4 protein-coding genes are annotated in these 5,772 nt (G+C 53.7%); all 4 read right to left on the bottom strand.

The genetic code is table 11. From position 1 onward, the window contains the following. Window positions 1-648 (bottom strand): YggS family pyridoxal phosphate-dependent enzyme (locus VFG09_07250; protein ID HET6514940.1); only part of this gene is annotated, 648 nt, incomplete at its 3' end. Then, window positions 645-2,312, bottom strand: coding sequence for a radical SAM protein (locus VFG09_07245; protein ID HET6514939.1), 1,668 nt, complete (start codon window positions 2,310-2,312; stop codon window positions 645-647). The genes VFG09_07250 and VFG09_07245, both read right to left, overlap by 4 nt. Window positions 2,313-2,768: 456 nt before the next feature. Then, window positions 2,769-4,166 (bottom strand): patatin-like phospholipase family protein, encoded by a 1,398-nt coding sequence (locus VFG09_07240; protein HET6514938.1) that lies wholly within the window; start codon window positions 4,164-4,166, stop codon window positions 2,769-2,771. A gap of 322 nt (window positions 4,167-4,488) precedes the next feature. Continuing rightward, the coding region (locus tag VFG09_07235) for a carbohydrate porin (GenBank protein ID HET6514937.1) at window positions 4,489-5,772 on the bottom strand (1,284 nt) is incomplete at its 5' end.

Below are 5,772 nucleotides of genomic sequence, written 5' to 3'. Positions count from 1 at the left end.
TTCCTCTATGGCAATCTCGAAGTCCTGGGACATGCCCATGGATAATTCAGGCAGATGAAATCCCAGGGTCTCGGCCCTATCCCTCAATTCCCTGAGTTCCTTGAAGAATGGCCTGGCATCCTGAGGGTCCTCAAAAAAGGGGGGGATTGTCATGAGCCCCTTAAGGTGAAGGTTCTTCAGAGAACTTACCGCCTTCATCAATCCCGTGAGGTCATCCCGTGCCACTCCGTGCTTTGTCTCTTCAGGCGAGAGCTTCACCTCAATCAAGACGTCCTGGACCTTGCTGATCCTTTCTGCATGCCTGTTGATCTCTTCCGCAAGATGGAGGGAATCAAGGGAATGGATAAGATCGAAAATCTGCACCGCAGCTTTGGCCTTGTTCTTCTGGAGGTGACCGATCAAATGCCAGGAGATCTCCGAATCTTTGATTCGCAATCTGCAATCAGCGATTTTCCTGCTCGCTTCCTGGACCCTGTTCTCACCGAATTGCCGCAGCCCTGCGTCGATGGCTGCCTTGATCTCTTCGAGGCCTACTGTCTTTGTAACAGCAATAAGCGTGACATCGGTAGGTTCCCTGCCCGCCCGCATGGCCGCACGGGAGATCCTTTTGTATATCGAGTCTATATTCTTGAAAATCGAATCACTCATTCCGTTACCGTGAGGGCCTTCCGGTACTCGGCCCAGAGTCTCTCCTTCGGAATGGTGTTGGCAATGAAGTCCCAGGGGAGCAGATCATCAAACCCGTAAGTCCTGAAAAGCTGAGAGTCCGCATCGATCCGCTGTGCCCGGCAGGATGCCTGCCAGTCTCCTCCCCTCAGCATTCCCTCGAGGACCCTTGAAATCCTCCTGCCGCCCCTTGCGAAGAGACCCTGCATATACGCGTATTTCGGGACGTCATGAAACACCCTGATCCCCTTGTACGAGAGCAATGCATTCTTGATCGTTTTCAGTCTTCTCTTCACGACCTCCATCCTCTCCATGGGATGCCACTGAAAGGGCGTGAAGGGTTTGGGCACAAAGGTGCTGAGGGAGAGAACAAGGTTCCCCCTCGGGCTCTCATCCCGTATCTTCTTGACAAGAGACAGGATACCGTCGATGTCCCTTTCATCTTCTGTCGGAAGACCGACCATAAAGTAAAGTCTCAGATTCTCGATGCCTTCGGAAAGGATAAGTCGGGACGTCACGACAATATCAGCCTCCGTAATCCTCTTGTCTATGACCTTTCTCAATCTCTCGGTGCCGGCCTCGGGCGCAATGGAGACGCTCTTCCGTCCCCTGAGGAACTTTATCAATTCTGCGCTTCCCGGACTCGCCCTCAGGGACGTGATCGAAAAATCGACGCCGTCGAAGCAGAGAAGGTCCTTAATGTGCGGATAGTCAGACAAGGAAGGGGCGATGAGGCCCACCCTCTTTGTTGCCGAGAGTGCGCCATCGATCTCGTTCCTGATGGAAGTAAGGTCTTTTTTCCTCACGGGCTTGTAGACATATCCTGCGACACAGAATCTGCAACTCCAGGGACAGCCCCTTGTCGCCTCTACAAGATACATGTTCGAGAACTCCGTTTCGGGCGTGACAATGGACGGTTTGAGGCCGTGTCCCGATATGTCTTTCAGATAGCGCTTCTTTACCTTTTCAGGCGCATGATCCGCTGCCCTCCTTCCGGCAATCCAGCCTTCGCCGTCATAGTCGATCTCGTATAACTGCGGCAGATACATACCTTCAATCTGAGTCAGCGCATTCATGAGGTCTTCTCTTCGCCGGGACATCTTGTATGCAGCTATGAACTCATCGAGCATTTCTTCAGCCTCTCCGATAAAACAGACGTCAAAGAAATCCGCGACAGGCTCGGGATTGAAGAAGGCACAGGCGCCCCCCAAGATGAGCAGGGGATGGAAGCCGCTCCTCTCCCTTGCCCTGAAAGGTATTCTTGAAAGTTCGAGTACTCTCACGATGTTAGGGTAATCATTCTCAAAGGAGAGTGAGAAGGCGACAATCTGAAACCTGTTCAAGGGCCTCTTCGATTCCAGAGAAAGGACCTCCGAACCCGTCCTGATGTATTCTTCCATGTCCTCTTCATCGGGAAGGAACGCCCGCTCACAGACCACATCGTTCCTCTCATTCAGGAGCGTGTAGATTCCCTGGAAGCCGAGGTTAGACATGCCGATGTGATAGGTATTTGGATAGACAAGACAGATATTGACCTTTCCTCCGGGGTCTTTGAAAATCGTGCCCTTTTCCCGTGAAAGAAGATAGTCGATCTTCTCAATGATCTTCCTGCTCGCCATGATAAATAGTATACCTGAACCTGCCACCCGTTCCCTGACATCCTGCCAGGAATGGAAGAGGAAGAACGTGTGATGATTAGCACTGCGAAACGTTGTTTCTTTTCAGGCTGAACAGCGCACAGCTCTTTTGAGGGCTCCACCCGACTACCTGAGAGTTACCACAAACCGCAGCTTGATCAAGAGTACAAACCGAATAAAACATCTTCGGAAAAAAGCGAGGGTGATTCTTTCTCCAGCCACAACGCGAGATCGTTCGACAGGCGAAATGAGTCATAATTTCTCGTAGTACTCCTCAATAAAAAAGGCGACCGGCCCCCGCCAGTTGGAGTTGCCGCCGAACTCTGAAGAGCTTCTTCATCTCTTCACCAACGCCAGGACGGACAGTAGAACTGCGGCGCACACACTACCGATGCCTAGGATCAATATCGTTTCGTCCATTTCATCCCTTCCCGCGACCCTTTCAAGTTTAAATTTCAGCGCATCCTATTTCAGATCCCGCATCAATTCCTGGAATTCGGGAGAACTCCTGAGAATCTCGCTCGCCTTTTGCCGCAGTTTGTCCACTTCCTCGTCTGAAAGATGGAAAGAGGTCGGCAGGCTCTTGTAATACTCCCTCTCCTTCTCATCCTTGAGCGCATCGAACTTCACCTCGATAAGATAGAACTTGATATCGCCGCACCCGCCCGGCTCGGTCGAGATCTGTCCTCCGCTGCACCGGCCTTCCTGCACCTCTCTGGTCCACCTCTCAAAACTGTCTCTCAGCAGCATCACGGTCTCGAAATTGTACCGCGTGATCGCGATCGAGGAATAGGAAGCGAGCATAAAGCCAAAGCCGGGCATCTTGTCGAATAAACTGACATCTCGCTTTAGTTCGGTTTCGGCATTCACAAGGATAAATACTACCTTGCGGGTATTTTCAATCTTGAAGGCTTTGAGGGCGCTCCAGAAATCTCCATACAGGTACATCCTGTCAAGCACCGCCCTCAGGCCGAGGTTGTCTGAAACGCCTCCGTCAACGAGGTGGATGTACGGCGTCTCTTTCCCATCGAGATAGGGTCGCATATTGTTCACGTGATGATACGCCCTCGTCCCGGTCTCCTGCTCATCAAGAATTTTTTGGATTCTCGGCGGCAGGGTGAATCCACAGCTGCCTGCGTAATTCTTCAGGGTTATCGGCGTAAGAACAACAGGCACGGCCGATGATGCCGCCACGGCACGGGCGACCGGGAACTTTGCCACGTCGGTACAGATCACGTCGAATGAATCCTGGTTAAAGGCCAACCTGATGCCCGTGACCATGTCCGTGGCATTGACCAGGATCATGGGACCTTTCCGGGCCGCAATGTCGCCGAAGGTCTTGCCCTCGAAGATATGCGTGTCGTAGTATTCGGCTGCGAGGTCGCTCCGGCCAACCGTCGGGGATAAGAGCCTTACCCAGTTGTAGGGGTTAAGGAACATGCGGGCAGTGAGTGTCCCCTGGATGTTCTTCTTCAGGAACTTGGACTCGAAGTCCTCGAAGATCCGATCTCCGAAGAGACCGTAATACGCGGCAGTAAAGCTGCCGCCCGATACGCCTGAAATGCCGTCTACCTGGTCAAGCAGGCGTGTCTTTTTGCCGTTGAGCGTGACCTCCGTATCCCTGAGGGACTCAAGAAGGCCGTACGAAAGTGCTGCGGCCCTCGTCCCTCCGCCTGAAAAGGCGAGGAAGAGAAAGATATCATCAGACTTCTTTTCGTCATGCCAAAACCTGCCGCGGTAACCGCTACCGGGATCAACCTGGGCCAACGGCTGGTTGACGGGATAATGCGCGCACCCGAAAACCGATAACACTAGAACTATTGACACACAACTGAGGACCAACCTCGTCCATCGCCTCTGCATGAACATGCCTCCTCGCGTTTTTCCTCCAGCCGAAAACACTCTTATATCAATCTTCTCATAATGGCAGTCAGCACTGCCATCACCACGCTTACTGCAAAGCTCTTCAGAATCTCTTTTTTCATCTGATCCTCCTTTTATTTTGTCCCCGCCTTCCGTCTCCGACTGGTCAGCGATATTTAAAAGCAACCTTCTCCATGCAAGCCTGTGGCTTTCCTGCATGCATTCCATGCCGGTTTGTTTTACAAAGAAGCTGTTCCTCCTTTCCTTACGAAATTAATTTCAGGCCCCATTCGTTGCCCTCCAAGCGTAGCTCGTCGTGGAGTCAAAACCGTATGTTGAGCCGGGTTCCGAGAACCCAGGCATCGCCACTTGGCCTGATCCCTGGGCTTATCCACTGCGCATCGAGGCTGAGCTGCATCCAGGGCGTGACCGCAAAGTTGTAGAACGCCTCCACTCCCACTTCGTCTTGCAGCGCGGTCCTGACTATCGGCTGCTTCTTGAAATCGTTCGATTCCTTGACCCAATAGGAGCCGACCCCGAACCGATCATAGGGACGGCCCGGAATGACGCCGCGTCCACCAACCCCCCCACTCAGATATATGCTATAGGCGCTTCGATCTTCTGGCGTGTAGGAGAACCGGTAGAAGATCCCGAGGCCCGGCCGATCCTGCACGAAGTCCTTCGTCGGTACGTGGAAGTCTTCCTTCCGTCCCCCCTTGGCCCGGGGCGCCGAAGCCCCCTCCGGCTCCCAGAAGTACTGCTCGCCGCTGAGTTCCACGATCCAGTTGTTGCTCTTGGTCGGCGGGTTGCCGGTGATCGCGCCCGGCACAAAGCGCGGATTATCCGTGTCAACGGCATTCTTGCTGGTGTACGCGGCGATCGCCTGGACCATTCCCGGAAGATTGAAAGCCTTGTATTTGAAAATCGGATAGATCGCAGCACCATAATCGTTCCAATCCCCGCCGTAGTCGCCGGGTTTCGAATTGGGGGTCCATGCCCCGTAGGCAATCGTGAAGTCTTCGGTCACCTTGGTCATGAAAAGAGCGGCATAGGTCGAGTAGGTCAGGAACCGGCCGAACAACGGGTTGGAGTTTATGCTGACATTGAGGAACTGATTGTCCGAGTTGCACGCAAATGAGTTCAGGTCAAGATAATTCGAGGGGTCGAGCCGGCCCACCATGGCCACGGTGTTGAAGGGCAGAGCTTGCATCAGGAAATATTCTATCAGCTCCGAGCTGTCTTTGTAAGGTTTCGGCCACAGGGGCGTCTGGTTAACCGGTGATAGATTGCCCGGCTGTCTCTTCAGCGGGTGGTCGAAGCTGGTCTGCTCCGTAAAAATGAACAGCCCGCCCGACCACAGGCCCGCCTTGGCCGTGTCTAATGTTAAGTTGGCCTCGAACAGGCCGTTGTACTGCCCATGCCCTTTGCCTTTGGCGCTGCCGCCCGACACCACTCCTTGATAAACCTGTGTGAGCTGCGCATCCAGGGTGAGACCATAGTCGTAGAGACGACTGCGCCAGCCGCCCGGGTCGCCGAACAGGGTGGCGCGACTCCGGAAGTCGCCCGTATAGTCCGATACCGGGGTCAATTCCGGCGCCACCTTGGT

The sequence above is a fragment of the Thermodesulfovibrionales bacterium genome, assembly GCA_035686305.1.
Taxonomy (GTDB): Bacteria; Nitrospirota; Thermodesulfovibrionia; order Thermodesulfovibrionales; family UBA9159; genus DASRZP01.
Note: the sequence above shows the minus strand (reverse complement) of the source record. Positions and strands in the feature narration are given on the sequence as shown.

Bases quoted from the DNA above. Each gene is read 5' to 3' on its own strand.
- VFG09_07240 (HET6514938.1), bottom strand. From the start codon at position 4,166: ATGCAGAGGCGATGGACGAGGTTGGTCCTCAGTTGTGTGTCAATAGTT.